This is a genomic window from Clostridium sp. 1001270J_160509_D11 (genome assembly GCF_015667935.1).
Lineage (GTDB): Bacteria > Bacillota > Clostridia > Peptostreptococcales > Peptostreptococcaceae > Intestinibacter.
This window is the reverse complement of record NZ_JADPET010000197.1, coordinates 1-3,762: the sequence shown is the minus strand read 5'-3', so window position 1 is coordinate 3,762 and position 3,762 is coordinate 1. Positions and strand designations below refer to the sequence as shown.

Sequence of the window (3,762 nt, the reverse complement as noted above, 5' to 3'; positions counted from 1 at the left end):
ACAAAGAAATTAAAACTATGAAGGAGCAAGAAAATGAAATACAAGGATATTGTCTATAATATAAAAGCTAAAAATTTTGAAAAAATTTATCTATTATATGGTAGAGAGCACTATTTAATAGATAATACTATAAAATTATTTAGAGAATCTTTGAACGAAAGTATGATCGATTTCAATTTAGATATAATAGATGGCAAAGAAATTACATTAGAACAATTGCTTAGTTCTATAGAAACACTTCCATTTATGGATGAAAGAAAAATAGTAATAGTAAAGGATTTCGAATTGCTTACAAAAGCTAAGAAAAAGAATTTTTCTGATAAAGAAGAAAAAACTCTTGCTGAGCACCTAGAAAATATTCCTGATACTACTATTTTAGTTTTTACTGTATATGGTGAAATTGATAAAAGAAAAAGCATTGTAAACAGAATAAGTAAAAATGGAGTTGTCTATAATTGTGAAAAAATATCTGATATGGAACTGTTTAAATGGTCTAAAAAGAAATTTACAGAAAACAACATAATGATAGAAAATGCACAAATTATGTACTTTATTGAGTCTACTGGATATAAAGATAAAAATAATGAATTTACATTATCTGATATAGACAACGAAATAAAAAAGATAAGTTCTTTTGCAGGAACAGATACACAAGTTACAAATGAAATAATAGATAGACTTTCACAAAAAAAGATAGAAAATGATATTTTTAAACTAATTGATTATATTGGAGATAAAAATTCACAAAGTGCTATAAAAATACTAAATGATATGATAAATGAAGGGGAATCTGTTTTAGGAATTTTTGCTATGATAAATAGACAATTTAAAACAGTGCTCCAAGTAAAAGAATTATTAAATAAAGGACTAAATAATAAAAGTATATCAGAAAAATTAAAAACTTCTTTATTTATAGTAAATAAATCGATAAAAATAAGTAAGAACTTTACAGAAGATATGATAATAGATATGTTAAATTATATACTAGAGAGTGATTATAAAATAAAAAATGGTCTGATGAGGGATACACTTGCTATAGAAATGTTAGTAAGTAAGTACTGCCAGAGAAGAGTGAGTTAAAGTCTTCCTAAAAAGGGGAAGACTTTTTCTTTTATTTAAATTTTTACAAAATAAAAAACCCTTGAAATTAATCAAGGGCCAATTTATGCACAAATTAAACTTCTTATTAAGCGTTCATAGAGTTTAATTTTTGAGCTAATTTAGCTACTTTTCTAGCAGCAGCGTTTTTGTGTATAGTTCCTTTAGAAGCAACTTGAGATATTTTCTTTTGAGCGAATTGGAATCTTTGAGTAGCTTCTTCTACGTTACCAGCAGTAACAGCTTCTTCGAATCTTCTTATAGCTGTTTTAACTTGTGATTTTCTAACTCTGTTTAAATCAGTTTTCTTATCGATAACTTTTATTCTCTTTTTAGCAGATTTTATATTAGCCAACCTGTTCACCTCCCATAAAATTTATTATTCTCATCGTCAACATATTTGATTTTAACAGAAATAAAAATAAAAATCAAGTATTAATATTCAATAGTTTTAATTTAATTTAACTTTTATTTAAATTATGTTTAAAAATCGTAAAAGAGTTAATAATTATAATCAAAGTTAAAAAACAGAAATTAAAACTATAATTCTGTTTACTAAATATGATTAAAATGTTTTTCAATAAGACTTAATAACATTTGGAGGTTTTTATGATAAGTATAAGAACAGATTTAGCACTTGAGGCGACAGAAATATGTGAAGAACAGTCGACAGCTCTTGATGGAGTCGTAGTAGACACAAAAGAACTAGAAGATTGCACTGTTACTACAGTCGAAATAATAAATGAAACTGGTTCAAAAATAATGAATAAAGAAATAGGTAAATATATAACTCTAGAAAGCGACTTAATGAAATTTGATGATGACGATTCTAGAGAAAAAGTTATAAATTATCTAAAAGACGAACTAATAGATGTATTTGGAACAGATCAATCTAAACGAACTCTAGTAATAGGACTAGGAAACTGGAACATTACCTCAGATGCACTAGGGCCTAGAGCAGTATCAAAAACACTTGTAACTCGCCATATTTTTAAAAACTACAACAAAGACTATGATGATGACTTTTCTGAAGTAGCAGCATTGAGTCCAGGAGTTATGGGGATTACAGGTATTGAAACAGTAGAAATAGTAAAATCAATCGTAGACAAAATTAAACCAGATAGAGTAGTTGCAATAGATGCATTGGCATCTAGAAAAATGGATAGAGTTAATGCAACTATTCAAATATCAACTGGTGGTATAGCACCAGGAGGAGGCGTTGGTAATAAAAGAAAAGCATTAGATAAATCTTATTTAGGTGTAGATGTAATTGCAATAGGCGTACCTACAGTAGTAGACGCTGCCACACTTACGATAGATGTGCTAGATTTAGCTATAGATAATTTAATGGAAGTATCTAAAGAAAGCAGTGGCTTTTATACAATGCTTAAAAAATTAAAAGAAGAAGAAAAATACCAATTAATTAAAGATTCTTTAGACCCATACGATAAAAATTTAATTGTAACTCCAAAAGACATAGACGAAACAATAGAAAATCTAGCGATAATAATAAGCGAAGGATTAAATAGGTCCCTCCATCCAGGAAGGATTTAAAACTAAGGAGGAGAAATATGTATAATAAATTTGCTAAAGTAATAAGTATAGCTATTTTATTATTTACAATACCAAGTATTACATTAGGGCTTGATAAGAATGGATTATTTAAAAACTTAATAAAATATTCTTATCCCGAAGTTAAAGTTATAGAAAAAGATGAACAAAATACAGATAAAAGCGATCAATCAAATAAAGAAGATACAACTACAAATAATAATAAAGCTACAAATAATCAGTTTGTTAATGTATATGTAGGAGAAGTTAATATTCCTGTTGCAAAAACAACAAATGCTAATGGTATAACATTAGACAGTAGTGTATATAATTCAAAATTAAGAGTTACTAACAATAAACCACAAATTTTGATATACCACAGTCACAGTTGTGAAACATATTCTGATTCACCAAAAGGAAATTATCACTCTGAAGATAAGGACCACTCAGTTATGTCTGTTGGATGTTTACTTACAAACCAACTGTCTAACTTGGGATGGGGAGTAGTTCATTCTACTACTTTTCATGATAGTCCCACATATAATAATTCATATGCAAGAAGTGCAGAAACTATAAAATCTGTAATGAATCAATATAATGATGTAAATATAACTATAGACCTACATAGAGACGGTCTTAATATAGCTAATCAAGCTACAAAAAATAATATTCACAATAAATACACTACAACAATAAATGGAGAAAAAGTAGCTAAATTTTTCTTTGTTGTAGGTGCTAGAAATGATGATGTTGAAAAAGTACAAAAATTAGCTGATGGATTAACTGAATACGCTAAGAAAAAATATCCTGATTTGATAATGCCAGTAGTATTAAAACCTTATGGTAGATTCAATCAAAGTATCTCAGACAATGCTATATTAGTAGAAGTAGGAAGTAATGGTACTACTACTGCAGAAGCTCAAGCGAGTGCGAAATATATAGCACAAGTAATAGATGGATATTTTAAAGAACAAAATATAAAAAATAATTGAGAAAGAATAAATAAATGCCTACATTAGATGAAAGAATAAATAATAGAAAAAATAAAAAGAAGAGAACAATAACTTTTAAAACATTATCTATAATTTTTATGATAAATATAGCTATAGGATG

4 protein-coding genes are annotated in these 3,762 nt (G+C 27.3%); 3 read left to right on the top strand and 1 reads right to left on the bottom strand.

Going from position 1 to position 3,762, the window contains the following annotated elements; translation table 11 throughout:
* Positions 1–33: 33 nt before the first annotated feature.
* Positions 34–1,080, top strand: a complete 1,047-nt coding sequence (gene holA, locus I4U58_RS12985) for a DNA polymerase III subunit delta (protein ID WP_195931764.1) — start codon at positions 34–36, stop codon at positions 1,078–1,080.
* Positions 1,081–1,186: 106 nt separating this feature from the next.
* On the opposite strand, the gene rpsT is transcribed toward holA, so the two are convergent.
* Positions 1,187–1,453, bottom strand: a complete 267-nt coding sequence (rpsT, locus tag I4U58_RS12980; RefSeq protein ID WP_195931763.1) for a 30S ribosomal protein S20 — start codon at positions 1,451–1,453, stop codon at positions 1,187–1,189.
* A 254-nt stretch (positions 1,454–1,707) separates the two neighbouring features.
* On the opposite strand from rpsT, the gene gpr reads away from it, so the two are divergent.
* On the top strand, positions 1,708–2,652 hold the full coding sequence (gene gpr, locus I4U58_RS12975) for a GPR endopeptidase (protein WP_195931762.1): 945 nt from the start codon (positions 1,708–1,710) through the stop codon (positions 2,650–2,652).
* A gap of 17 nt (positions 2,653–2,669) precedes the next feature.
* Positions 2,670–3,641, top strand: a complete 972-nt coding sequence (locus I4U58_RS12970; protein ID WP_195931761.1) for a stage II sporulation protein P — start codon at positions 2,670–2,672, stop codon at positions 3,639–3,641.
* The last annotated feature ends 121 nt before the right edge of the window (positions 3,642–3,762 follow it).

What these genes read in the sequence shown, in the direction of transcription:
- holA (WP_195931764.1), top strand. Translation starts at nt 34, where the DNA reads ATGAAATACAAGGATATTGTCTATAATATAAAAGCTAAAAATTTTGAA.
- gpr (WP_195931762.1), top strand. Translation starts at nt 1,708, where the DNA reads ATGATAAGTATAAGAACAGATTTAGCACTTGAGGCGACAGAAATATGT.
- I4U58_RS12970 (WP_195931761.1), top strand. Translation starts at nt 2,670, where the DNA reads ATGTATAATAAATTTGCTAAAGTAATAAGTATAGCTATTTTATTATTT.